Here is a 24,211-nt window from a genome sequence, read left to right as displayed (position 1 = left end):
AAGTCAGCGCAGGTTCACGCCGCTCGACCCACCCGGGGCCGGCTGGCTAAACCAGAAATACGCGCGCTGCATGCCCGGGACAGTACCAGAAATGACGAATCGTGCGTGTGGGCGCCGACACATTTTGGAATGTCGTCTCACTATCCGGGATAGAGGTCCATTCATCGGACACTCGCGCACTGCCCGGAAACACCGTCGCGTCCACGAAATTCACGCTACTGCGGCAGCGCGCCCGGATGGGTTCGCAAGTCCGCGCGATAGACCTAGATCACACCCCCGCGGTTGCGTTCCCGGGTCCGGACACGATCATTTCGCATGAGTACCGATACCAATGAGCAAGACACCGAACCGGTTTCACGCCGGCGCGGGAAACCGGCGCTGATCATCGGCGCATTCGCCCTGATCCTGATCGTGGCGGCCGTCGCTGCCGTCGTCTTGCTCCGAAACGATGACAAGGCCGATGAACTTCCGGCATTCGCCCCGTTCACCTATCGCGGCCATGGTGCCGTGGCGTTGTCCGTGCGCTGGTCACCGGACGGCAAGCGCATCGCGTCCAGCGGACAGAACGGCACATTGCACGTCTACGACGCGACCAACGGTGAGCAGGTGGTCGAGTGTGAAAAGTTCCCGGCATTCGTGAACGCGCTGGCCTGGTCGCCCGACAGCACCCGGGTGGCGGGCGCGGATACCAAAGGAACGCTCCATATTTGCGATGCCGCCTCCGGAAAGACCACGGTAACGCCTGACTCATCCGACATGTCCGTGTGGTCGATCGACTGGTCTCCGGATGGCAAGCGGCTGGCGGTCGGCACCTCCGCCGGCATAGTGCTGCTGCTCGACGCCGCCACCCTGGAGCTGGGCGGGGTCTACAGAGGGCACGAGAATCTGGTGTCGGCGGTGGCATGGTCGCCCGACGGCACCCGGATAGCCTCCGGCGGTGGCGGCGGGAAGGGGTTCGCGGCCAGCTCGGTACAGATCTGGGACGCGACCGATCCCTCGGCTCCGGCGGCCGTGTACAACGGCGCACTCGAGGTGAACACGGTGGCATGGTCGCCCGACGGCACGCGAGTGGCCGCCGACAGCGGCCCCAACGGCAGCATTCAATTCATCGATGTCGCGGCGGGCGAGGTGACGTCGACCTACGAGCCGGACATCTCCGAAACGCGCGCCCTCGCCTGGTCCCCGGACGGCACGCGCATCGCGGCGGCCGGCCGCGACGGTGTCGAGGTGTTCGGCGTGACCGGCGAGAAGATCTTCACCTATACCGGCCAGCGATTGCCGAACTCTCTGGCTTGGGCACCGGACGGTGTGCATGTGGCGTCGAGCGGATACGACCACACTGTTCAGGTGTGGCGCGTCGGCTGACGGCCGCTGCTAGCGGCGGTTGAAGGAGTAGCTGACCTTGGTCAGCTGCTCCGACAGTTCCCACAGGCGGCGGGCGGTCACCTCGTCGCGAGAGGCGGCGGTGGAGCCGCTGGGGCCCGGATAGCCGCGCTGGCCCATGAAGCCGGTGGGGCCGTAGAAGCGGCCGGGCTGCACGTCGGGGGAGATGGCGGCGTAAAGGGTTGGCAGGGCGCCCATTTCGGCACTCTGGGCGAAGACCTTGTTGCCGATGGCCATCAGCCTGTCCTGGATGGACTCGGTGTGCGATTGCAGGTCGGTGGCGGCGTAGCCGGGGTGGGCGGCCAGGGACAGCTTGTCCGAGCCGGAGGCGGTCAGGCGGCGCTGCAGTTCGTAGGCGAACATGAGGTTGGCCAGTTTGGACTGGCCGTAGGCGGCCCAGCGCTGGTAGCGGCGGCGCTCCCAGTTCAGGTCGTGCAGGTCGATCTTGCCGATGGAGTGCAGGCCGCTGGACAGCGTGACGATGCGCTCGCGGACCTTGGGCAGCAGCAGGCCGGTCAGCGCGAAATGGCCGAGATGGTTTGTGCCGATCTGCATTTCGAAGCCGTCGGCGGTGCGCTTGAGCGGCACCGCCATGACGCCCGCGTTATTGATCAGCACGTCGACGGAGTCGATGGAGTCGGCGAATTCGTGCACCGAGGCCAGATCGGCGAGATCCAGGCGGCGCACCTGCGCGCCCGCGCCGATGGCATCGGCCACCGACCGCGCCTTCACCTCGTTGCGGCAGGCCATGATCACCTGGGCGCCCTTGCCGGCCAATGCCCGTGCGGTGACCGCACCGAGGCCGCTGTTGGCGCCGGTGACGACGAACGTCCGGCCGCTCTGATCGGGGATGTCCGAGATGTCCCAACCGCTCACGCGATCGAGTCTAGGGGCGGATGCGGCCGACCGCTGAGCCTCTCGCCAAACCCTCGATTGCCAATGGCTTGCCGACCGAGCCGACGGACCACGGGCCCGACGGCGTGTCAAACCTGGTTTCAATGGCTTTGACCAGGTCAAGCTGTAGCGTCCGCGGCTATGGACACGCTCATACTCGCGGGTTTGCTGTGCGTTCTGTACCTCATCTACAAACCGAGCCCCCGCCGAACCATTCTGTGGGGCTGGTGGATCGTGTTCTTCGCCGTGTGCGCGCTGCTGAAGTACCACATCACCAGCGGCCTCGGATTGGGGCTGACATGGTGAGCGCCACGAAGGACGAGAGCGCGGGCGTCGAGGACGGCGGCGGGGTCCTCGGCCGGTTGCAGTACTGGCTCGCCGTCATCTTCGTCCTCGGCTGGACCGGGGTCGTCTGCGGCGGGCTCGGCGTGCAATTCCTCACCTGGGACTATCCGTGCCCGCTGTGCATGATCCAGCGCTACTTCATGTTCCTGGCCGCGTTCGGCGGCGCCTACATCGTGCGCAAGGGCATGACCGGGACCATCGCGCCGCGTGATTACGCGGTCGGCTGGGGCCTGGCGATCGTGGGCTGCTTCGGCGGCGGATTCACGGCGTGGCGGCAGACCATGCTGCACATCCTGCCCGGCGATCCCGGCTACGGCGGGGCCGTGCTCGGCCTGCACCTGTACGTGTGGGCGCTGATCCTGTTCGTGGCGGCCATCACGACAATCGGTGTGGTGCAGGTGTTCTCGTACCCGACCGCACACACCACGATTCCCGCGTCGCCGCATCGCCTGATCGGCAAGCTGGCGATCGGGTTCTGCGCGGTGATCCTCGTGGTGAACCTGGTCGCGGTGTTCTTCCTGGAGGGCTTCCACTGGGTGCTGCCCGACGACCCGGCCTGCTATCGCCTGCCGCACGATCTCGGCATTCTCGATGGCGGCTGCGTGCTGCCCAAGGATCACTGAGGCGGATCGCCGCGCCACCCGGATCCCCGTGCCCGGCGAAAAGGGCACGGGGATCGCATTTTCCAGAGCTCAGGAGTGTGCGAGCACCTCGTCGTCGGACATGGCCGCCACCTCCAGGTAGAGGGTCGCGACCGCGTCCAGGCGGCCGGTCGCGCCCGCCCGCCGCTCGCGATCGAGCAGGCGCTGCGCCAGGCCCGCCACGGTGCGGGCGGCGAAGAAGTCCGATACCACGGCGTCGGGGGAATCCAGCCAGTCCCGGACCCGGGCGATGACGGCGGTGGCCAGCACCGAATCGCCGCCCAGGGCGAAGAAGTCGTCGGTCACGCCGACCTGCTCGCGCTCCAGGACGAGGGCGACGATATCGGCGAGCGCGCGCTCCAGATCGGTTCGGGGGGCGATGAATTCACCGGCCTGATCGCCCGCGGACAGCAGCGCGGCGATGGCCTTGCGATCCGGTTTGCCGTTCGAGGTGAAGGGCAGTTCGGCCAGCGGCTCGACCCGGGCGGGAATCATGTAGGCGGGCAGCAGGTCCGCGGCGGCGGTCAGCAGCGCGTCCACGTCGAGGGCGACGCCGTCCACCGGCACCACCACGGCGGTGAGTTTCGGTGCGGCCGAACCGATCACGGCGGCAATGGCGTGCCGGACGCCCGGCAGGGCGCGCAGCGCGCTCTCCACCTCGCCGAGTTCCACCCGGTAGCCGCGAATCTTGACCTGATGGTCGGCGCGGCCCAGGAACTCCAGGGCGCCGTCGGGCAGGTAGCGCGCGAGATCGCCGGTGCGGTACCAGTTCACGCCCTCGTGGGTGACGAATCGGTCGGCGGTGCGCTCGGCGTCGCCGCGGTATCCGGCGGCCACTCCGGCACCGCCGATCCACAGTTCCCCGGAGACGAAATCCGGGCAGTCGTGCCCGGCGGGACCGACCACCCGGCAGCGCACATTCCGCAGCGGCGTGCCGTACGGCACGGCCGACCATTCCTGCGGCACTTCGGCATTCACCACTTCACAGATGGTGGAGTGGATGGCCGTCTCGGTGGCCCCGCCCAAGCCCGCGAACCGGCACCCGGGGGCCACCGCCGCCACGCGGCTCGGCAGCGCCACATCCACCCAGTCGCCGCCCAGGATCACCATGCGCAGGCTCGCCAGGGCCTGTCCGGCCGCGGCGGCCAGCAGCATGTCCAGCAGGCTCGGCACACAGTTCAGGACCGAAACCCGATGCTGCCGCACCAGTTCCAGCCAGCGGGCGGGCTCACCGCGCTGCGCCTCGTCCAGGGCGACCACAGCGCCGCCGGCACTCAGCAGTCCGAAGATGTCGTACACCGACAGGTCGAACTCCAGCGCCGACAAGGCGAGCGCGCGATCGGCCGCACCGATGTCGAACCGCTCGTTGAGATCGTCGATGGTGTTCATGGCCGCCCGATGCGGCACCTCCACACCCTTGGGCTTGCCGGTCGATCCGGAGGTGAACAGCACATAGGCAATGGCCTCCGGATCCGGGAACACCGGCTCCGGCAGCGGTTCCGGATACACCCGGGCCTCTGCCAGCGCGAGCGTGCGCACCTCCGGCACCTCGGTCCCGGCCGTCAAGGCCGCCACCACGCCACCGGTCCGCACGATCTCGGCCCGCCGCGCCGCGGGCTGATCGAATCCGATCGGCACATACACCGCACCGGCCGCCAGCGCACCGGCGGTAGCCACAATCTGATCCGGGCCCTTCGGCAACTGCACGGCCACCGCATCACCCGGCCGCACCCCCGCCGCCCGCAGCGCACCGGCCACCGCCAGCGCCTCCGCGGCGAGCTGCCCGTAGGTCAGCACACGGGTGACCGCGCCCGTTCCGGCAGCGCCCGAGCCGTACCCCTCCACGTCGTGCTCCCAGATCACCGCTGGTGCATCAGGGTTCGCGGCGGCGTGGGCGAACAGCCCGGCGTGCAGGGTGCGTCCGGTCACCGGCCCGTCGGTGGCATTGGCGCGGGCGCGAATCACGGCCTGCTCCACCGGAATCCGCACGGCGGCATCGGCATCCCAGCCCGCATCGCGCGCGCCGCCGCGACCGGCGCCGGTCTCCTCGGTGCCCGCCAGCCGCAGCACGGCGTCGATGTAGCGGGCGAACATGGTCTCCACCATGCCCGCCGGGAAGGCGTTCTCCCGCACGTCCCAGTTCAGCAGCAGCCCGCCGCGCACCTCGGTGACCTGCGCGTCGAGGAGCACCTGCGGGCCCTGCGAGATGATCCACACCGGATCGCCGAAGGTGTCGGTGACCTGCTCGGCGAACAGCTCGCCGAGGTTGATGGCGCTGGTGTAGACGATCGGCGCGAGCACCGGCTCCCCGCGCCGACGACCCAGATCGCGTAGCACTTCCAGCCCTGAATAGCCGGAATGCGCACCGGCGGCATGCAATTCGCGCTGCAGCGCCTGGGCCCGCTCGGTCACGGTGGCCGGCTCGGTCACATCGACCTCCAGCAACACCGAAGAGGTGAAGTCGCCGACCACCCCGTCCACCTGCGGATGCACCGGTTCCCGATGGAACAGCGGCAGATTCAGCAGGAACCGCCGCTGCGCCGACCACCCGCCGATGGTCTCGGCGAACACCGAAGCCAGCGCCATGGCGGGCGTGATGCCCCGCGAATGCGCGGCGGCGAACATGCGCCCCTTCGCCTCCGGCGACAGCCAGCGGTGGAAGCGAACTGTCCGCGCGGCATTTCCCGCGGCGTCGGTGGCGAGCGCGCTCGCGCGCGGAAGTTCGGGTGCGCCGGGCAGTTCCGGCAGTCGCTGCTGCCACCAGGCATGGTCGGCCTCGTGCTCGGAAGCGGGTGCGGCGTGCTCGGCGAGGTACTGCCGGAAGGTGTAGGTCTGCGGCGGCAGTTGCTCGCCGTGGTAGAGCCGGGCGAGGTCGGCGACCAGGATGCGGTAGCTCATGGCGTCGGCGGCGAGCATGTCCACGTCCAGATGCAGCCGGGTGCGGTCCTCCGGCAGCAGGGTGAGGGCGATGTCGACGACTTGGCCGTCCTGCACCGCCATCAGCTGGTGAGTGCGCTTGTCCCGCAGCTCTTCCAGGGCTCGCTCGGCCGCGGCGGGCTCGGCGGCGCGTAGATCGGTGACGCTCCACACCGGGCGGCCGGGCCGTTCGAGGGTCTGCTGGGTGCCGTCCGGCAGGAATCGGGTGCGCAGCATGGGGTGCCGCCGCACCAGCGCCTCGACAGCCGTGCCCAGCCGGTCCGGATCCACGCCCGCACCGTCGAATTCGACGTACAGGTGGGCCGCGACCGCACCGAGTTCCTGCCCTTCGGAACGCCCGATCCAGTATGCGTGCTGCATCGGTGCGAGCCCGAACGGGCTGCCATCGTCGACGAGGATGGGCGAACCGTCCACCGGGCGCGGCTCGGAGTCGCACGAAATGGCCGCCGCCGCAATGGTCTCCACGCCGCTCGCATTGGCGGCCGCTCGGCCGTCGGCCGCGGCATCGGCCGCAGCGGTGGCCGCCCCGGCGCTCTCCGCCACGCCCGCGGCGGCAGCCGGCGCGGCGGGTCCCTCCCCGCGCGCGACGCCGGAGCTGCCCGCATCGGTGGTTCCGCCGAGCAGGCGGTGCCAGGCGGCGATGGTGGGTTCGGCGGCGAGTTGGGCGAAGTTCACGGCGAGGCCGCGTTTGCGCCAGGAGCCGGCGAGCTTCATGGTGCGGATGGAGTCCAGGCCGAGCTGGATGAGGTCGGCGTGGTCGGCGATCTCGTCCGGGGCGAGGCCGAGGTGACCGGCGACGGCGGTGCGGATCTCCGCTAGGGCAATGGGCGATCCGGATGCCTGGGCTGACTCCATTTCCGCTGGTACTCCTTGTTCGGGGCGGCGGGCACGCCGCTGGGTTTCCGGATTTCCGGAAGTCTTTGGCAGCAGCGTACTGGATTGAGATAGGGTTGCCTAACCTATGTAACTGCATCCTTAGTCATCAGAGGCCAGAGCTGTGAATTCGATCCGTACCGCCGCCGCGGGCCACCGCGACGGCTTCGTGCCCTTCCCCGCCGACCTCGCCGAGAGCTACCGGCGGGCGGGGTACTGGGCGGGCCGCCCGCTCGGGGACCTGCTGCGCGACGCCGCCCGGCAGTGGCCGGATCGCCCGGCGGTGCTGACCGACTGGGAGCACACCAGCTACGCCGAACTGGACGCGGCGGCGGATCGGATGGCGCACGGCTTCCTGGCGCTCGGCATCGCCCCCGGCGATCGGGTCGTCGTCCAGTTGCCGAACGTGCCCGAATTCCCGGCGGTGCTGTTCGGCCTGCTGCGCGCCGGGATCATTCCGGTCCTGACCCTGCCCGCGCACCGGCGGGCCGAAATCGAGCACCTCACCACGCTTTCCGGCGCGGTGGCGTACGTGATCGCCGACCGGGTCGGCGATTTCGACTATCGCGTGCTGGCCGATGAGGTCGCGGCCGCCGCGCCCACGCTGCGCCACATCCTGGTGCTCGGCGAGCCCGGCCGCCACACCGCCCTGAATTCCGTTCCCGCCGACGGCACTTCGCTGCCCGCACCGGACGCCGCCGATATCGCCCTCATGCTGGTCTCGGGCGGCACCACCGGCCTGCCCAAGCTGATCGCCCGCACCCACGACGACTACGCCTACAACGCCAAGGCCAGCGCCGCGGTCTGCGAGCTCGGGCCCGAGGACGTCTATCTCGCGACATTGCCCGTCGCGCACAACTTCCCGCTCGCCTGCCCCGGCATTCTGGGCACCATCGCCACCGGCGGCGGCATGGCCTTCACCACCGATCCCAGCCCGGAGAACGCCTTCGCCGCCATCGAACGGCACGGCGTGACCGTCACCGCCGTCGTCCCGCCGCTGGCCCAGCTCTGGTGCGCCGCGGTCGAATGGGAGGAGGCCGACCTGTCCACGCTGCGCCTGCTCCAGGTGGGTGGCGCGCGCCTGGCCGAGGTCAATGCCCGCGAGGTGGAGCCCGCGCTGAAGGTGCGCCTGCAGCAGGTCTTCGGCATGGCCGAGGGCCTGCTCAACTACACCCGCGGCGAGGATTCCGCCGATATCGTCTGCACCACCCAGGGCCGCCCGCTCTCCCCCGCCGACGAGGTGCGGGTCGTCGACGCCGACGGCAACGAGGTCCCCGAGGGCGCGGAGGGCGAGTTGCTCACCCGCGGCCCGTACACCATCCGCGGCTACTACCGCGCCCCCGAGCACAATGCGCGCGCCTTCACCCCGGACGGCTTCTATCGCAGCGGCGATCTGGTGCGCCGGCTGCCCAGCGGGCACCTCATGGTCTCCGGCCGCATCAAGGACGTGATCAACCGCGGCGGCGAGAACATCTCCTGCGACGAGCTCGAGGAGCACCTGCTGGCGCATCCGGCCGTGCGGCACGCGGCAGCGGTCGGCCTGCCCGATGCGGCCCTGGGCGAAAAGGTCTGCGCCGTACTGGTTGTCGACGGCGAGATGCCGGCCCTCGCGGAGATCAAGACCTTCCTCACCGCGCGCGGGCTGGCCACCTACAAGCTGCCGGATGTGCTGCGCCGGGCCGATGCGCTGCCCATCACCGCCGTCGGCAAGATCGACAAGAAGGCCCTGCGCGATTCCTGACCGGCCGCGCGTCAATTCTCCTTGCGCGGGTGTGGGTTTCCTCACCGCTCTCCCGCGCGACGCCGCGGCGCACACATCATAGAGTTCTTCTATGGGTGGGTGGAACGAATCGAATATTCCCGACCAGACCGGCAAGACGTTCATCGTCACCGGCGCGACCAGCGGCCTGGGCGCGGCCACCGCGCGTCGGCTGGCCGGAGCGGGCGCACACGTGATCATGGCCTGCCGCAACGAGATCAAGGGGCAGGCCGTCGCCAAGAGCATCGGCGGACGCGTGCACGTGCGCCCGCTCGATCTGGCGGACCTGTCCTCGGTGCGCGCCTTCGCCGATACCGTGGACCGGGCCGACGGGCTGATCAACAATGCCGGCGTCATGGCGGTGCCCAAGGGCGTCACCGCCGACGGCTTCGAATCGCATATCGGCACCAATTTTCTCGGCCACTTCGCCCTGACCGGCCTCCTGCTGGACCGCATTTCCGAGCGGGTGGTGAACGTGTCCAGCCACACGCACTACATCGGCCGCATCGATCTGGACGATCTGCACTGGGAACGCCGCGCCTACACCGGAATCGGCGCCTACGCGCAGACCAAACTGGCGCTGCTGCTGTTCACCTACGAACTGCAACGGCGACTGCTCACCGCCGGATCGGGCAAGCTGGCGCTGGCCGCGCATCCGGGATACGCGGCCACCGAGATCAACTCCAAGACCCAGAACCTGTTCGAGCAGTTCATCGGCCTGGGCAACCGCCTGGTCGCGCAGAGCGCCGAGATGGGCGCCCTGCCAACGCTCTTCGCGGCGACCGCCGAGGTCGAGGCGGGCGGCTACTACGGCCCGGACGAGTGGTTCGGCTTCCGCGGGCATCCGGTGCGGGTCGATTCCAGCGCGGCCTCCCACGACGAGAAGACCGCACAGCGATTGTGGGAGCGCGCCGAACAGCTGACCGGCGTCGAATTCCGTTTCCCGGCGGCCTGATCGGGGCCGGGTACGGCCAGGTCAGGCCCGGACGACGTAGGGCGCGACGCTGCCCAGCTTCTCGCAGGTCTCCTCGAACTCCCGCTCCGGACGCGACTGCCCGACCACGCCCGCGCCCGCGCGCAGCCACGCGCCCGCGCCGGTCTGGTAGACCGCCCGCAGCACCAGCGTCGCTTCCAGCGCCCCCTCCGGCGACACCGTCACGACGGCGCCGGAATACAGTCCGCGCGCATCGTGATCCAGCCGGAACACCGCGTCCACGCCGGCCGCCTTCGGAATGCCGGAGGCCGTCACCGACGGGAAGAGCATTTCCAGCGCGTCCCATGGACTCCGGTCGGCGGCCAGCCGCCCCTTCACCGTGGACGCCAGATGCTGCACGCTGCCGCGCTCGCGCACCGCCATGAAATCGGAGACCGCGGTGGTGTCCGGCTCGGCGACGGCCGCGATCTCCGCGAAGGAGGTCTGCACCGAAATGGCGTGCTCGACAATCTCCTTGGGATCGCTGATCAGATCGGCGCGCGCCGCCATATCGACGGCGTGCCCGCGCCCGAAGGCCCGCGTTCCCGCCAGCGGCTCGGTGGTGACGGTGCGATCGGCGGCCACCGCGGCCACCAGCTCCGGACTGAAACCGGCGGCTTCCAGCCCGCCCAGCCGCAGCAGGAACGACCGCGCCGGGGTGTTGTGCATGCGCCCGAGCCGGTAGGTGCCCGGCACGTTCACGGCGAAGGGCAGATCCACCTTCCGCGACAGGATGACCTTCTGATATTTGCCGTCGTTGATCTCGGCGACTCCGGCCGCGACGCGGACGCGGTACCCGGTCGGGTCCAGGCTGATGTCCACCGGATGGGCGACCGGCGGGGCAGTGTTCTGCGAGCGGGCGATGAGTTCGTGGATATCGGCGGTCTCGGCGGGCGTCGCACCGGAAACCCGCACTCCGGCCTCGTCGATGCGCACCTCGATGCGCGGGATCATCAAGTGCGCCAGCGTGGCCCGCGGATGCACGTGCGCGGTCGCGCCCAGCGACCAGGCGCAGAATTCGAATCCGATCCAGCCGTAGGCATTGCTCGCACCGAGCGGCAGTGCGGCCAGGGCACGGTCCACGGCCTGCGCCGGGCTGCCCGCCCAGGGCCCCGCCGTGGTGTCGCCGTCCCAGGTGACCCGCAGTTCGCCGGCGTCGAGTTCGACGCCGCCGATCGGGGCGGCGGCGAAAACCCAGGAGCCCGGCCGTTCGTAGACCACGTATTCGCCGAAGCGATCCGCCGATGCCAGTGCGGCCACGGCCGCGATCGGATCGGTGACGCGCTCGCCAGCCCGTTGCTCGCCGTCGAGCCGTACCCGTTCATCCGTGGCCGACACCAGTCCTCCAAGGTTATGCTTACCTTACTCAGTGCAGTGAGGTTAGCATTACCTCTTTTCAAATTGCGACAGCGGCGGAGGGACCTTGATCACGTACCGGACCACCGCCCGAATCCGGCACTCCGATCCCCGATTCGACCTACTCGGCACCCCCGCGGCGCGGTTTCCGCTTGAATGGATTGCGGCGGCTCACGCGCGGAGGGAACGAAGATGCTCGATCATGACAGCCGGCTCCCGGAGGCCACCACCACCCCCGGATCGGTCGTCGCCCTAGTCGACGCGGCCGGCCGCGTGGAACGTGAGCTGGTCGGCAACTGGCTGGCCGAGGGCGGCATCGCCCAGGAGTTCGGCACCGGCGCGCCGGTGACCCAGCTCGACCTCGACGCCGAGGCCGTCACCACCCGCCTCGTCGGGCGCAGCGACGACCCCCTGGTGGTGCCGGTGCGGGTGCTGTGGCTGCCGCCGGAGCGAGATGGCGTGCGGCGCACCACCTTCACCGATCTGCTCACCCTCTCCAATCCGCGCAAGCCCAACCGGCTCATGCAGCGCCGCCTCATCACCAAATCGCCGGACCGGCACCTCGTGCTCACCGGACAGCCCGCGCGGCTGAGCGAGCTGCGGGCCAACCACCCCGGCGCCGCCGGAGCGCCGGAGGCCTTCGCGCGCGCCATCGTGCGCGCGGGCATCGTGGCCCTCGAACGCGCCGAGCGAGCCGTCATCGGCGACCGCTACAAGGTGCCGCGGCTGGTGGTCGAGGAGATCCTGGACTCGCCGGAGTTCCTGCGGCGGCTCGATGCCATCGCCGAGGAGACCGGGACCCAGGCGCGCGAGGTCTACCGGCGCGCGGAGAAGGGCCTGCGGGAACTGGTCGCCGCGCAGAGCCGGCTGGTGTCGGATCTGTTCACCCAGGCCATGCGCCCGGTGCACGCCTCCACCTGGAAGGTCGACAGCGACGAGAGCGGGCTGGATCGGCTGCGCGCGCTCAACCGGCGCTATCCGCTGGTCTTCCTGCCCTCGCACCGGTCCTATGTGGACGCGTTCGTGCTCGGAGACATTCTGGCTCGCAACGACTTCCCGCCCAATCACGTGGTGGGCGGGGCGAACCTGAAGTTCTGGCCGATCGGGCCGATCGCGCGCCGCACCGGAACCGTGTTCATCCGGCGCAGTTTCGGCGACGACGAGGTGTACAAGGCCGTCGTCGAGGAGTACTTCGCATACCTGCTGGCCAAGCGATTCAATCTGGAGTGGTACTTCGAAGGCGGGCGCACCCGCACCGGGAAGCTGCGGCCACCGCGCTACGGGCTGCTGAACTATCTTGCGGCAGCGCTGCGTTCGGCGCGCATCGACGATGTGATGCTGGTGCCGGTCTCCATCACCTACGAGCGGCTCAACGAGATCGGGGCCATTGCCGACGAGCAGACCGGCGGCAGCAAGCAGGCCGAGGGCCTGGCCTGGATGGCGCGCTACATCCGCAGTCAGCAGCATTCGGCCGGGCACGTGTACGTGCGCTTCGGCACTCCCCTCTCGGCGCGCGATCGGCTTGCCGCGCACGGTGATCCGCTCAGCCCGCAGCCGGTTCCCACGATTCCCGACACCGCCGATCCCGCGGACAAGCAGGATCTCGAGCACCGGGCGGTGCAGCAGCTGGCCTTCGAGGTCGCGGTCGGCATCAATGCCGTCACGCCCATCACCGTCAATGCCCTCACCACGCTGGTCCTGCTCGGCGTGCACGAGCGCGCCCTGACCCGCGACGAATTGCGCGCGGCCATCGCCCCCGTGCTCGGCTATATCGAGGGCCGGGAGCTGCCGAGCGGCGAATTGGCCACGCTGCGTGACGATCACGGCCTGGCGGTGGTGCTCGAACAGCTCGCCATCGCCAAGGTGGTGACCATCTACCGCGGCGGCCTGGAACCGGTGTACTCCATCGGCGCGGGCGCGCACCTGGAGGCGGCGTTCTACCGCAACAGCGCCGTGCACTGGTTCGTCAACCGCGCCATTCTCGAATTGGCCATTCTCACCGCCGTCGAGGCGACCGAGGGCGATCAGCTGCGGGTCGGCTGGGAGGCCGCCTACCGGCTGCGGGATCTGCTCAAGTTCGAATTCTTCTTCCCCGAGCGCACCGAGTTCACCAGTCAGCTCACCGCGGAAATGCTGCGCGTGGATCCGGAATGGCATCGCCGCACCGCCGCCGGCACCGTCGGGGCCGAAATCCTGGCGCAGCTGGCGGAATCCGGATTCATGATGGCGCACCGCGTGCTGCGCTCGTTCTTCGACGCGCAACTGGTGGTGGCCGAACGACTGGCCGCGCGCGATCCGGGGACGCCGATCGACAAGAAGGTGTTCATCGACGAATGCCTGCACGTCGGCAAACAGATGCTGTTGCAGCAGCGACTGCACAGCCCGGAATCGGTGTCCTCCGAATTGTTCGCCAGCGCACTGCGACTCGCGGACAACCACGGGCTGCTCACGCTCGGCGAGAACGCCGCCGACCTGGCGGCGCGGCGCACCCGGTTCGCCGCGGAGCTACGGGCCATCGGCGGCCGCATCTCGCGCGCCGCCACCCTCGATCCGTCCAACCGGATGGACGCGCTGTGACGCACCGGGCCCCCGGCGCGGACACCGTGGCAGCACCGCAGCCGCCCCGGCCCGGGGTCGGCATCACCCAACAGCCCATCGGCGCAATGGAACTCGACGACGCCGTGGCGGCCGTGCGCACCGGCCCGCAGGGCCCGCACATCGCCGCGGTCTTCGACTTCGGCGGCACCGTGGTGGCGGGCTTCGATCCGCCCGCCCTCATGCGCCGCATGGTGCGCCGCCGCGCCGGCCGGCGCACCCTGGCCGCCACCCTGCTCGGCAGCATTCGCGGGGCGCGCAGCGAGGGCGAATACGAGCGCTTCCTGCAGCACACCATGTACACCTGGGCGGGCGTGCCCGAGGCCGAACTGGAGGAGATCGGCGCGCGGCTGTTCGAGCGGACGGTGCACGGGCACCTGTATCCGGAAGCCTGGCGGCTGATTCGCGAGCACGAGGCCGCCGGGCACACCGTGCTGCTGGTCAGCTCGCTCACCCGCTACCAGGTGCGGCCGGTGGCCGAGGAGCTCGGCATCGAGCATGTGCTGTGCACCGCCATGAGCGTCCAGGACGGCGTCCTCACCGGGCACGTGGATGGAAAGCCGCTGTGGCGCAATGGCAAAGCCGATGCCGTCCGCCGCTTCGCCGGCGCGCACGGAATCGACCTGGCGCGCAGCCGGGTCTACGCCGACAGCGCCGCCGATCTGCCCCTGCTCCAGCTCGCCGGGCATCCCGTCGCCGTCAATCCCGATCCCCGGGTGGTGCTCGAGGCCGCCGAAAAGGATTGGCCGGTCCTGCATTTCCGCCCCCGGCAGGCGCCGGGCGCGCTCGACTACGCCCGCACCCTCGCCGGCTTCGGCGGTCTGCTGGGCGGGGCGCTGTTCGGGGTCGCCGCCAAGGCGCACACCAAACAGCGGCGGCAGATGGCGGATTCGATGCTGGTGCACGCCGCCGACTCCACCCTGCGCGGCTCCGGGGTCCGCGTCCGCGTGACCGGGGCCGAATACGCCCGCGCGCCGCGGCCGGCGGTGTTCGTCTTCAATCACCAGAGCCAGTTCGACATCGTGGTGCTCACCGAGGTGCTGGACACCGGATTCACCGGTATCGCCAAGAAGGAGATCACCAAGAATCCGGTCTTCGGCCCGCTCATGCGGTTCGTGGAGGTCACCTTCATCGACCGCGCCGACAAGGCGGCCGCCAAGGCCGCGCTCGCGCCCGTGGTCGACACCCTGCGCGGCGGGCTGTCGGTGGTCATCGCGCCGGAGGGCACCCGTTCCATGACCCCGCGCATCGGCCCGTTCAAGAAGGGCGCGTTCCACATCGCCATTCAGGCGGGCGTGCCGGTCATTCCGGTGGTCATCCGCAATGCCGGTGAAATCGCGTGGCGCAATTCGGCAATCGTGCGCAAAGGCGTCGTGGACGTGGCGGTGCTACCGCCCATCGATGTGAGCGGCTGGGATCCGGCCGATATGGATGCCGAGGTCGAGGCCGTGCGTCAGCTGTTCGTCGACACGCTGCTGCACTGGCCGAAGGGCGAGGGCTAGACCTGCTTGCCGAACAGCAGCTTCCACGGCATGGCCGCCGACTCCAGCTGCACCTTCAGGCTCATCTTGGACGCGCCCAGGGTGCGCTCCTCGAACCGGATCGGCACCTCGGCGATGGCGATGCCCTTCTTGACGGTCCGATAGTTCATCTCGACCTGGAAGGAGTAGCCGTTGGACTTGATGGAGGCCACATCGATGGCGCGCAGCGTATCCGCCTTCCACGCCTTGAATCCCGCGGTCGCGTCCTTCACGCCCAGGCGCAGAATCAGATTCACATAGAAGTTGGCCCAGGCCGAGAGCGCCTTGCGGTACCACTTCCACTCCTCGGCGGTGGAACCGCCGGGCACATAGCGGGATCCGAGCACCACACCGGCGTCGGTGGTCGCCAGCTTGTCCAGCATGGCCGGAATGACCTCGGCCGGATGCGAGAGGTCGGCGTCCATCTGGATCACCACGTCCGCGCCCTCGTCGAGCGCCTTGGTGATGCCGGCGATGTAGGCGCGTCCCAGGCCGTCCTTCTCGGTCCGGTGCAGCACGCTCACCACATTCGGCAGATCCGCGGCCAGCTTGTCGGCCACCTCGCCGGTGCCGTCCGGCGAGTTGTCGTCCACGACCAGCACGTGCAGATCGGCCACCGGTAGCGCGGTGAGTCGCTCCACCGCCACCGGCAGGTTCTCCCGCTCGTTGTAGGTCGGCACCACCACGGTCACCTTCAAGGCTCGCCCCTCCGCTCAAGTCAATTCTGGCTCCCGAAACCCTAGTCGATACACCTGAGTGACACGTGAGCGCATCAGCGGGCGCGCCCGGTCACTCAGTCCTCTTCGCTGTCCGCGGCCTTGTTCCTGGCCCGCGCGATATCCAAAGCCCGTTCAGCAGTGGCTTTGTCGGGATACGGACCCATCCGGTCCCCGACCCAGCCCTGCTTGCCCTGCACGGCCTTGCGGGTCGAGAGGTCGTAGTACCACGCCTGGTCATCGGAGTCAGCCATGACTCCAGCTTGCCACCAAGATCAGCGCAGCGACGGGAAGAAACGAAAAAGGCCGCACCCTGAGGGCGCGGCCTTTTCTACAACGTGGCCAAGGCCGGGATCGAACCGGCGACCTTCCGCTTTTCAGGCGGACGCTCGTACCAACTGAGCTACCTGGCCGGAGGCACCCGAACCGAATGCCAAAGCTATAGTCTTGCGACCCTGACGGGACTCGAACCCGCGACCTCCGCCGTGACAGGGCGGCGCGCTAACCAACTGCGCCACAGGGCCTTGCTTGCTCCTCCAGCAGCGTCACCACTGCTGGTACCCCCTACGGGATTCGAACCCGCGCTACCGCCTTGAAAGGGCGGCGTCCTAGGCCGCTAGACGAAGGGGGCCCGCCAGATTTCTCTGGACCGTTTGCTCAACGGCTTCCGTTGGGAGCGGAGATAGCTTATGACAGTCTCCGGGTTATTCCCAAATCCGCTGGTCAGCCTCCCAAATTGAGATCTTCCAGCCGGGCCGTCACGCGCCAGCCCACGCGGCGGAACTCCTCGGTCCACTCCGGGGTCGCGGTGGCCTCCACGATCACCTCGAGCGCCTCGGTGAACCGGGAGCGCAGATCCACCGGGCCGCCCAGCACATCGGCGATATAGCGCTGACCGGCCAGCGCCGCCGCCAGGGTGCGGGTGAAGCGGTCCGGATCGGCGTCGTCGCGCAACTGCTTGTGCTCGGTGGCGCGCACCGCGAGCAGCCGGATGGCGCGCCCCAGGATGCGGCCGCCGCCGGCTTGGATGTCGCGGTAGAACTCGGGCTCGATGATGAGCCGGAACTCGGCCTGGATGATGATGTCGTTCTCCAGCCGCAGCGCGATCTCGTCGATCATGCCGTGCAGCACATCCAGCGGGCCCAGATCGCCTCGGGCGAGCCATCTTTCGGTCGATGCTCGATATCGGTCGACGGCGGCTTCCAAGACCGCGCGCGCCAGATCCTCCTTGGAGTCGAAGTGGAAGTACATCGCGCCCTTGGTGGCGCGTGACCCCTCCAATATGCGGTTGAGCGATGCAGCGGCATAGCCGCTCTTCCCGAACTCAACGGCGGCGGACCTGATGATCGCCGCGCGTGTCCGGCGGGCCCGCTCTTGCTGCCGTGCCATGCTCGAAACGCCTCCGAAGCTAGCTACCGTCGCGAACCCCTTGCCGGGCCTCGACGCAAAGTTACGTGTCTTTCAAATACTTCAGAACGGGCTTGAGCCCGAATTACCAAACTCTTGGTACGAAAAAGCGCGAAAAACTTGAAACACACCAACTGGTATAGTTTTTCCCGCCCGGGTGCGCCGCAGGGGGTGCGCACCCGGGCGTTCTCGTCGTCTGGTCCGCCTCCCGCAGCTACATCCATTGCGCCGCGATCGGCCAGACCGGTCGCGACACGTATCGGGCACATCAACGATAAGCCGAATCCCGTGCCGCCGGGGCAATCCCGGTTCTTCGGGAATTCACCAGTCGGTCACCGTACCCGGAAAGCGCACCCCGCGTGAGGTGTACCGGAAAGTCAGTTAGCCAGCATGCCCCCTATCGAACACCGCAATTTCGCAGCTACCAGCTGGGCGATTGGTCCGAATAGGCGAATTCGCCGTTATCCCACGGATGTTCGATCCACCGGTCATGCCCGCCCGAGCCACCCCCATCGGCACGGCATCACCACCGGACCGACGCCATCCCCGCGGCGCCGGCTCCGACCGGTTCCCACCCCCCACCCCAAATTGATTGCCCGACATCACCATTGGATGATATTCACAATCGGCCGGAACGAAACAAACTGAGTGGCAACGCGATTGCCGGGCCACCCGACCCCTTAGGGGTCAGCGGGCGCTCACCTCCGGCGCCGGACCCCCCGCCCCGCCCCGCGGCCGCCCCATCGGATCCCCGCGCCGGCTGACGCCCGCCCCCACCGACCGGTCCGCATGCTCCCGGCATCCCGATCCTTCCCCCGATCCGCCCACCGCCTCCCCAGCGCGCTCCCCCGGCCATCCCCCTCCCCGCCCCCTCCCGAACCCCCCGGTCCGCTCGCGCCCGTACTCGCAACCCCCGGTGACAGCATCCCGGCCCGCCCGCCGCGGCACACCGCACGAACCCCCTTGACCTGCGCAAATATCCGGCCGCGCAGCACAATCGGATACTCGTTTAACAACTGGCCGACCGGCACATTAAACTGTCGTCCCGCGCCCCTATAGCTCAGTTGGTAGAGCTACGGACTTTTAATCCGCAGGTCCCAGGTTCGAGCCCTGGTGGGGGCACACGTATGCCCAGGTGGGCGTGCAAAACGCCGAAGGGCCCGGACACTCCGTTCGGGCCCTTCGCCACATCTGCGAATCTGTAGCAATCTGTCCGATTTTCGCCTACCGTGGCCTGAGTAGGGCTTTTCCGGGACCCCATCAACTCAGGCGGAGTTCATGACTTCCTTCGATGACCTGCTCTCCCAAGTGCCCGTCGCCCAGATCGCCGATAAGCTCGGTGTCGATCAGGCCACCGCGACCACGGCAATCAGCGCGGCCATTCCGGTTCTCCTCGGCGGGTTACAGGCAAAAGCCAGCAACCCGGACGCGGCGACGGAGATAGAAGGCGCCATCGCCAAGCAGCCCGACGACCTGCTCGACGGCGGCGTGAATATCGACCAGGTCGATGTCGCCGGTGGCGGCAAGATCGTCGACCAGACCTTCGGCGCGGAGAAGAACACCGTGATGAGCGCCCTGGGCAATGTCGGCGGCAGCAATATCACCCAGGACCTGATGGGCAAGCTGCTGCCCATGCTGGCGCCCATCGTGCTCGCCTACATCGGCAAGAAGGCGATGGGAGGCGGCGGCGCCGCGGGCACCCAGGCCGGCGGCGGCGGACTCGGCGACATTCTCGGTAGCCTGCTCGGTGGGGCCACCGGCGGCAAGGGCGGCGGCGGACTGGGCGACATCCTGGGCTCCGCGCTCGGCGGCAAGGACGCCGGGAACGTGCTCGGCAACGTGCTGGGCGGACTGCTCGGCGGCAAGAAGTGAGATCACACCGAATTCCGGTGTGCGGCTAACGAACTGCGGCCCACGGCGATAGACAGTCGCCGCGGGCCGCTCTCATATGACATCCCTCACCCGTACCGCAATCGAGGACTTGTGAGTTTCACATCACCCTACGGTCACGTAGGGTATGGGCTCGGCGGCAGGCCGGCGAGGGAAGACAGCACAACCGCACGACAACGAAGGGCGCATACATGGCAAGGGATCTGACTCAACTCGAGCTGCTCACGGAGTTGGAGCCGGTTGCCGCGGAGAATGTCGATCGCCACCTCTCCCTGGCGAAGGAATGGCATCCGCACGACTACGTGCCGTGGGACGAAGGACGCAACTTCGCCGCCATGGGCGGCATCGACTGGGACCCCTCGCAGTCGAAGCTGAGCGAACTGGCCAAGGCGGCCATGATCACCAATCTGCTCACCGAGGACAACCTGCCCTCCTACCACCGTGAGATCGCCGAGAACTTCTCCCAGGACGGCGCCTGGGGCACCTGGGTCGGTCGCTGGACCGCCGAGGAGAACCGGCACGGCATCGTCATGCGCGACTACCTGGTCGTGACCCGCGGTGTGGATCCGGTCGCCCTCGAACAGGCGCGCATGATCCACATGACCAACGGATTCGCCTCTCCCACAGAGGAAGACGCCGGCTTCCTGCACTCGGTCGCCTACGTCACCTTCCAGGAGCTGGCCACCCGCGTCTCGCACCGCAATACCGGCAAGGTGTGCGACGACCCCATTGCCGACCGCATGCTGCAACGCATCGCGGCCGACGAGAACCTGCACATGATCTTCTACCGGAACATGTGCGGCGCGGCCCTGGACCTCTCGCCCGACCAGGCGCTCGAGGCCATCACCCTGATTCTGGAGAACTTCCAGATGCCGGGCGCGGGCATGCCCAACTTCCGCCGCAACGGCGTGCTCATGGCCAAGCACGGCATCTACGACCTGCGCCAGCACCTGGAAGAGGTCGTCAACCCGGTGCTCAAGAAGTGGAAGATCTTCGAGCGTGACGACTTCACCGCCCGCGGTGAGGAGACCCGCGAGCGCCTCGGCAACTTCCTCGAGAAGCTGTCCAAGGACGTGGTGAAGTTCGAGGAGCAGCGCGACCGCATGCTCGCCCGCGAGGCGGCCAAGCGCGAGCGCGAGCTCCAGAACGCGTAGGTGGTGGGGGCTTCGCCCCCACACCCCCAGTACAAAAAAGGGGGGTCCGGGGGCAGACCCCCGGACCCCCCTTTCGGGTCCCCCGGAACCGCCCGGCCCCCGGACCCCCTCTTAGGGACGGCCCCGACCCCGGACCTGCTCTCAACCCCTTTCATACCCAGCTCAGAGGTATGTGTTCCCGGGCACAGTCGCCGTGATGAGACACTGGGCGGCGTGACAACCTCGATCGAAGCCACCCGGACCGCTTTGCGAATCGGCCCCTACCCGGTCGATCCGCCGGTTGTGCTGGCGCCGATGGCGGGGATCACCAATGTCGCGTTCCGGACGCTGTGCCGGGAGTTCGGCAGCGCGACCTCGATCTACGTGTGCGAGATGATCACCGCGCGGGCGGTGGTCGAGCGCAATGAGAAGACGCTGCACATGATGGCGTTCGGGCCCGATGAGAACCCGCGCTCCATGCAGCTGTACGGCGTGGATCCCAAGACGCTGGGCGAAGCCGTGCGCATCGTCGTCGGCGAGGGGTGGGCCGATCACATCGACCTCAATCTCGGCTGCCCGGTGCCCAAGGTGACGCGGCTGGGCGGCGGCGCGGCGCTGCCGTACAAGCGGCAGCTGTTCCGCGACATCATGAAGGCGATGGTGTCGGCGGCGGAACCGGCCGGGGTGCCGGTCACCGTGAAATTCCGCATCGGCATCGACGACGAGCACCACACCTACCTCGACACCGGCCGCATCGCCGCCGAGGAGGGCGCGAAAGCGGTTGCCCTGCACGCCCGCACGGCCGCGCAGCGCTACTCCGGCGAGGCCGACTGGACCGCCATCGCCCGGCTCAAGGAGGCCGTCACCGGTATCCCGGTGCTCGGTAACGGCGATATCTTCAGCGCCGCCGACGCGGTGCGCATGATGGCCGAAACCGGCTGCGACGGCGTGGTGGTCGGCCGCGGCTGCCTGGGCCGCCCGTGGCTGTTCGCCGAACTGGAGGCCGCGCTGCGCGGCGAACCCCTTCCGGCCCCGCCGAATCTGGGCAAGGTCGGCGAAATCCTGTACCGGCACGCCAGTTTGCTCGTCGACCACGACGGCGAGGAGAAGGGCATGCGGGATCTGCGCAAGCACATGGCCTGGTATCTCATGGGATTCCCGGTCGGCGGGGATCTGCGCCGCTCCTTCGCGACCGTGGGCAGCCTGGCCCAATTGCAGGACCTGATCGGCAGACTCGACCCCACCGCGCCCTTCCCCAAGGATGCCGAGGGCCCGCGCGGCCGGCAGGGCTCGCCGGGCAAGGTGGCGCTGCCGCACGGCTGGCTCGACGATCCCGAGGATCCCACCGTCCCGTGCGCCGCCGATGTAATGCACAGCGGCGGCTGAAAATATCGCCTCTCGCGTTCCCGAACCGATCGCCGTACCCCTGGCAGACTTTTCTGTGAGCTACACCCGGTGGATTTCCGTTCGAGTGGTCCATCGTGGCGGAATCGTTATCATGACGGTCGGCATCGAATAGCAAAGTGAGGTTCGTTGGTGGGTGACGATCGGTACGGGCGTACGCCACGGCCCGGAGGTCGCGCCCCGTGGGAGCGCTACCCCGCGGACGATGACGCCCAGTCATCCACCGGCCGCCGCGCGCGGCACGGCGACAATGCGACGCACGGCTCCGCGCCCATCTCGGTGCAGGATCTGGTCGAACGCGTGGACAGCGAGCGCAAGTCGCGCCGTCGGCGCCGCGCCGAACCCCAGGCCGCCCCGCCCGCGGCCACCGCACCCGATGACGACGAATCGATAGCCCCCGGACGCACCCGCCGCCACGGCGAGACCGTCGGCTGGCCGGGCGCGGCCACCACCGGCGCCCGCCGCGCCGTGCCCCCGGAGTCGACCGCCGCCACCGGATCCCGGCGCGCCGTGCCCGCCGACACCACCGGGGCCCGCCACACCATCCCCGCGGAAGCGCCCGCCCCCAACGGCGCGCGCCGCCCCGCCGATCCGGGCGCCACCGGCGCCCGCCGGGCCGTGGCGCCGGACGCGGCCGCCGCCAAGACTTCTCAGTACGCGGCCGTGGAATCCACCGGCAAGCGGCGGGTCGACCCGACCGCGGATCCGGTCACCGAAGAGCTACCCACGATCACCGATCCGCCCCCGGTGCGCGCCAAATCCGCCAAGACGCCGCGCACCACCCGCGTCGAATCCCCCGCCGACTATCCGACCACCGCGCTGCCGACCTCGGTTGGCGCACAGCCCGTCTCGCGGCTGGCCGCCGGCCGGCGCCGCCGCAATCGCAAGATGCAGGTCGCCGGGCGCAGTGCGCTCGCCGTCTTCGCGGTGCTCACCATGCTGGTCACCGGCACCGGCTGGAGCTATCTGAAGACCAAGGACAACGGCTTCAACCAGGTGACCGCGATCGATCCGAACTCCCCGGACGTGGTCGACGCCAATGCCCAGTACGGCGATGAGAACTTCCTCGTCATCGGCACCGACACCCGCGCCGGCGTGAACGCCGACCTGGGCGCCGGCACCACCGACGACGCCGAGGGCGCGCGCGCCGACACGGTCATGCTGGTGAACATTCCGGCCAACCGCGATCGCGTGGTCGCCGTGTCCTTCCCGCGCGACCTGGATGTCACCCGGCCGGTCTGCGAGGGCTGGGACAACGACAAGGGCACCTACACCGGGGAGTCCTTCCCCTCCGCCATCGGCGACAAGCTCAATGCGGTCTACGCGCTCGGCGGGCCGAAGTGCCTGACCAAGGTGATCCAGAAGCTGTCCGGCCTCAAGATCAACCACTTCGTCGGAATCGACTTCGCCGGTTTCGAATCCATGGTCGACACCATCGGCGGCGTGGAGGTCTGCGCCACCAAGCCGCTCATCGACGACACGCTCGGCACCATCCTCACCGAACCCGGCAAGCAGATCGTCAACGGCTCCACCGCCCTCGACTATGTGCGCGCCCGGCACGTGTACGGCGAGGAACGCAGCGACTACGACCGCATCAGCCGGCAGCAGCGCTTCCTGTCCTCCCTGCTGCGCGGGGCGCTGTCGAGCAAGGTGCTCTTCGATCCGGGCAAGCTGAACGGGTTCATCAACGCCTTCGCCAACCACTCGTTCATGGACAATGTCACCACCAAGGACCTGCTCATGCTGGGGCAGTCGCTGCGCAAGGTGGAGGCCGGGGCCATCACCTTCCTCACCGTGCCCACGGCGGGAACCACGTCCTACGGCAATGAGATTCCGCGCGAATCCGATATCAAGGCCATCTTCCGCGCGGTCATCGACGATCAGCCGCTGCCCGGTGAGAAGACGCCCGATCCGGCGACCACCACCACCGAGGAAGCGCCCAAGCCGAAGCTGACCGCCGTCGATCCGAGCACGGTGTCGCTGCAGGTCTCCAATGCCTCCGGCATCGCCGGCACCGCGGCCACGGCCGCCACCAAGCTGGCCAACCAGGGCTTCCAGATCTACAGCACAGGCAATTACGCCGAAGGCGCCTCCGCCAAGACCAAGGTTCGCTACTCCAGCGGGCAGGAGGCCGCGGCCGCCACCGTGGCCAGCGCCATCCCGGGCGCGTCCCTCGAGGCCGCCAGCGGATTGGGCAGCATCGTGGAGGTCGTGCTGGGCTCGGACTACGCCGGCACGGTGCGCACGCCGACCGCCTTCGGGCAGACGCTGGCGGACGCGCCGGCCGCCACCGAAGCGGCACAGGTCACACTGCCCTCGGACCTGGAACACGTGAACGCGGCCGACGACACCTGTAAGTAGCAGCAGCACCGACGATTCACCCAC

General features: G+C 68.9%; 17 protein-coding genes and 4 tRNA genes. 12 read left to right on the top strand and 9 right to left on the bottom strand.

The window, feature by feature from the left end; translation table 11 throughout:
• The first annotated feature begins 315 nt into the window (after positions 1-315).
• The gene (locus tag ACYQ5L_RS03845; protein WP_459955514.1) at positions 316-1,365 is read left to right on the top strand and encodes a WD40 repeat domain-containing protein; all 1,050 of its coding nucleotides are present in this window, start codon (positions 316-318) and stop codon (positions 1,363-1,365) included.
• A 9-nt stretch (positions 1,366-1,374) separates the two neighbouring features.
• On the opposite strand, the gene ACYQ5L_RS03840 is transcribed toward ACYQ5L_RS03845, so the two are convergent.
• Complete coding sequence (locus ACYQ5L_RS03840) at positions 1,375-2,259, bottom strand: oxidoreductase (protein WP_459955513.1); 885 nt, start codon at positions 2,257-2,259, stop codon at positions 1,375-1,377.
• 159 nt (positions 2,260-2,418) lie between these two features.
• Here ACYQ5L_RS03840 and ACYQ5L_RS03835 point away from each other — a divergent pair, with 159 nt between their 5' ends.
• Together ACYQ5L_RS03835 and ACYQ5L_RS03830 are read left to right on the top strand one after the other, a co-directional pair.
• The gene (locus tag ACYQ5L_RS03835) at positions 2,419-2,583 is read left to right on the top strand and encodes a DUF5993 family protein (RefSeq protein WP_459955512.1); all 165 of its coding nucleotides are present in this window, start codon (positions 2,419-2,421) and stop codon (positions 2,581-2,583) included.
• Positions 2,577-3,245, top strand: a complete 669-nt coding sequence (locus ACYQ5L_RS03830) for a disulfide bond formation protein B (protein WP_459955510.1) — start codon at positions 2,577-2,579, stop codon at positions 3,243-3,245. The genes ACYQ5L_RS03835 and ACYQ5L_RS03830 overlap by 7 nt, the downstream gene beginning before the upstream one ends.
• Positions 3,246-3,314: 69 nt before the next feature.
• Here ACYQ5L_RS03830 and ACYQ5L_RS03825 read toward each other — a convergent pair whose 3' ends face one another.
• On the bottom strand, positions 3,315-7,055 hold the full coding sequence (locus ACYQ5L_RS03825) for a non-ribosomal peptide synthetase (RefSeq protein WP_459955509.1): 3,741 nt from the start codon (positions 7,053-7,055) through the stop codon (positions 3,315-3,317).
• 142 nt (positions 7,056-7,197) lie between these two features.
• Here ACYQ5L_RS03825 and ACYQ5L_RS03820 point away from each other — a divergent pair, with 142 nt between their 5' ends.
• Complete coding sequence (locus ACYQ5L_RS03820) at positions 7,198-8,814, top strand: (2,3-dihydroxybenzoyl)adenylate synthase (RefSeq protein ID WP_459955508.1); 1,617 nt, start codon at positions 7,198-7,200, stop codon at positions 8,812-8,814.
• 91 nt (positions 8,815-8,905) lie between these two features.
• Positions 8,906-9,787, top strand: coding sequence for an oxidoreductase (locus tag ACYQ5L_RS03815; protein ID WP_459955505.1), 882 nt, complete (start codon positions 8,906-8,908; stop codon positions 9,785-9,787).
• A gap of 21 nt (positions 9,788-9,808) precedes the next feature.
• Here the strand turns inward: ACYQ5L_RS03815 and ACYQ5L_RS03810 are convergent, their stop codons facing one another.
• On the bottom strand, positions 9,809-11,143 hold the full coding sequence (locus tag ACYQ5L_RS03810) for a salicylate synthase (RefSeq protein ID WP_459955504.1): 1,335 nt from the start codon (positions 11,141-11,143) through the stop codon (positions 9,809-9,811).
• 210 nt (positions 11,144-11,353) lie between these two features.
• Here ACYQ5L_RS03810 and ACYQ5L_RS03805 point away from each other — a divergent pair, with 210 nt between their 5' ends.
• Both ACYQ5L_RS03805 and ACYQ5L_RS03800 read left to right on the top strand, forming a co-directional pair.
• Positions 11,354-13,738, top strand: coding sequence for a glycerol-3-phosphate 1-O-acyltransferase (locus ACYQ5L_RS03805; RefSeq protein ID WP_459955502.1), 2,385 nt, complete (start codon positions 11,354-11,356; stop codon positions 13,736-13,738).
• Positions 13,735-15,258 (top strand): HAD-IB family hydrolase, encoded by a 1,524-nt coding sequence (locus tag ACYQ5L_RS03800; protein WP_459955501.1) that lies wholly within the window; start codon positions 13,735-13,737, stop codon positions 15,256-15,258. The genes ACYQ5L_RS03805 and ACYQ5L_RS03800 overlap by 4 nt, the downstream gene beginning before the upstream one ends.
• Here ACYQ5L_RS03800 and ACYQ5L_RS03795 read toward each other — a convergent pair.
• The 6 genes from ACYQ5L_RS03795 to ACYQ5L_RS03770 all read right to left on the bottom strand — a co-directional run bounded on the left by ACYQ5L_RS03795 (position 15,255) and on the right by ACYQ5L_RS03770 (position 17,381).
• Positions 15,255-15,956 (bottom strand): polyprenol monophosphomannose synthase, encoded by a 702-nt coding sequence (locus tag ACYQ5L_RS03795; protein ID WP_459963316.1) that lies wholly within the window; start codon positions 15,954-15,956, stop codon positions 15,255-15,257. The two genes, ACYQ5L_RS03800 and ACYQ5L_RS03795, sit on opposite strands and share 4 nt — an antisense overlap.
• 113 nt (positions 15,957-16,069) lie before the next feature.
• Entirely contained in the window at positions 16,070-16,246 is a 177-nt protein-coding gene (locus ACYQ5L_RS03790; protein ID WP_459955500.1) for a hypothetical protein, read from the bottom strand.
• An 85-nt stretch (positions 16,247-16,331) separates the two neighbouring features.
• Positions 16,332-16,405 (bottom strand) — tRNA-Phe (locus ACYQ5L_RS03785).
• A gap of 37 nt (positions 16,406-16,442) precedes the next feature.
• Positions 16,443-16,516 (bottom strand) — tRNA-Asp (locus tag ACYQ5L_RS03780).
• Positions 16,517-16,547: 31 nt separating this feature from the next.
• A tRNA-Glu gene (locus ACYQ5L_RS03775) sits at positions 16,548-16,623 on the bottom strand.
• A gap of 92 nt (positions 16,624-16,715) precedes the next feature.
• Complete coding sequence (locus tag ACYQ5L_RS03770) at positions 16,716-17,381, bottom strand: TetR family transcriptional regulator (RefSeq protein WP_379192682.1); 666 nt, start codon at positions 17,379-17,381, stop codon at positions 16,716-16,718.
• 1,067 nt (positions 17,382-18,448) lie between these two features.
• Here ACYQ5L_RS03770 and ACYQ5L_RS03765 point away from each other — a divergent pair.
• The 5 genes from ACYQ5L_RS03765 to ACYQ5L_RS03745 all read left to right on the top strand — a co-directional run bounded on the left by ACYQ5L_RS03765 (position 18,449) and on the right by ACYQ5L_RS03745 (position 24,187).
• Positions 18,449-18,521, top strand: a tRNA-Lys gene (locus tag ACYQ5L_RS03765).
• Between the two features lie 156 nt (positions 18,522-18,677).
• Complete coding sequence (locus ACYQ5L_RS03760) at positions 18,678-19,271, top strand: DUF937 domain-containing protein (protein ID WP_459955496.1); 594 nt, start codon at positions 18,678-18,680, stop codon at positions 19,269-19,271.
• A gap of 209 nt (positions 19,272-19,480) precedes the next feature.
• Entirely contained in the window at positions 19,481-20,443 is a 963-nt protein-coding gene (locus ACYQ5L_RS03755) for an acyl-ACP desaturase (protein WP_459955494.1), read from the top strand.
• A gap of 213 nt (positions 20,444-20,656) precedes the next feature.
• On the top strand, positions 20,657-21,808 hold the full coding sequence (dusB, locus tag ACYQ5L_RS03750) for a tRNA dihydrouridine synthase DusB (protein ID WP_459955493.1): 1,152 nt from the start codon (positions 20,657-20,659) through the stop codon (positions 21,806-21,808).
• A gap of 150 nt (positions 21,809-21,958) precedes the next feature.
• A complete protein-coding gene (locus tag ACYQ5L_RS03745) occupies positions 21,959-24,187 on the top strand; it encodes an LCP family protein (RefSeq protein ID WP_459955492.1) in 2,229 nt (742 codons plus the stop codon).
• The last annotated feature ends 24 nt before the right edge of the window (positions 24,188-24,211 follow it).

The sequence above is a fragment of the Nocardia sp. IFM 10818 genome, assembly GCF_054655275.1.
Note: the sequence above shows the minus strand (reverse complement) of the source record. Positions and strands in the feature narration are given on the sequence as shown.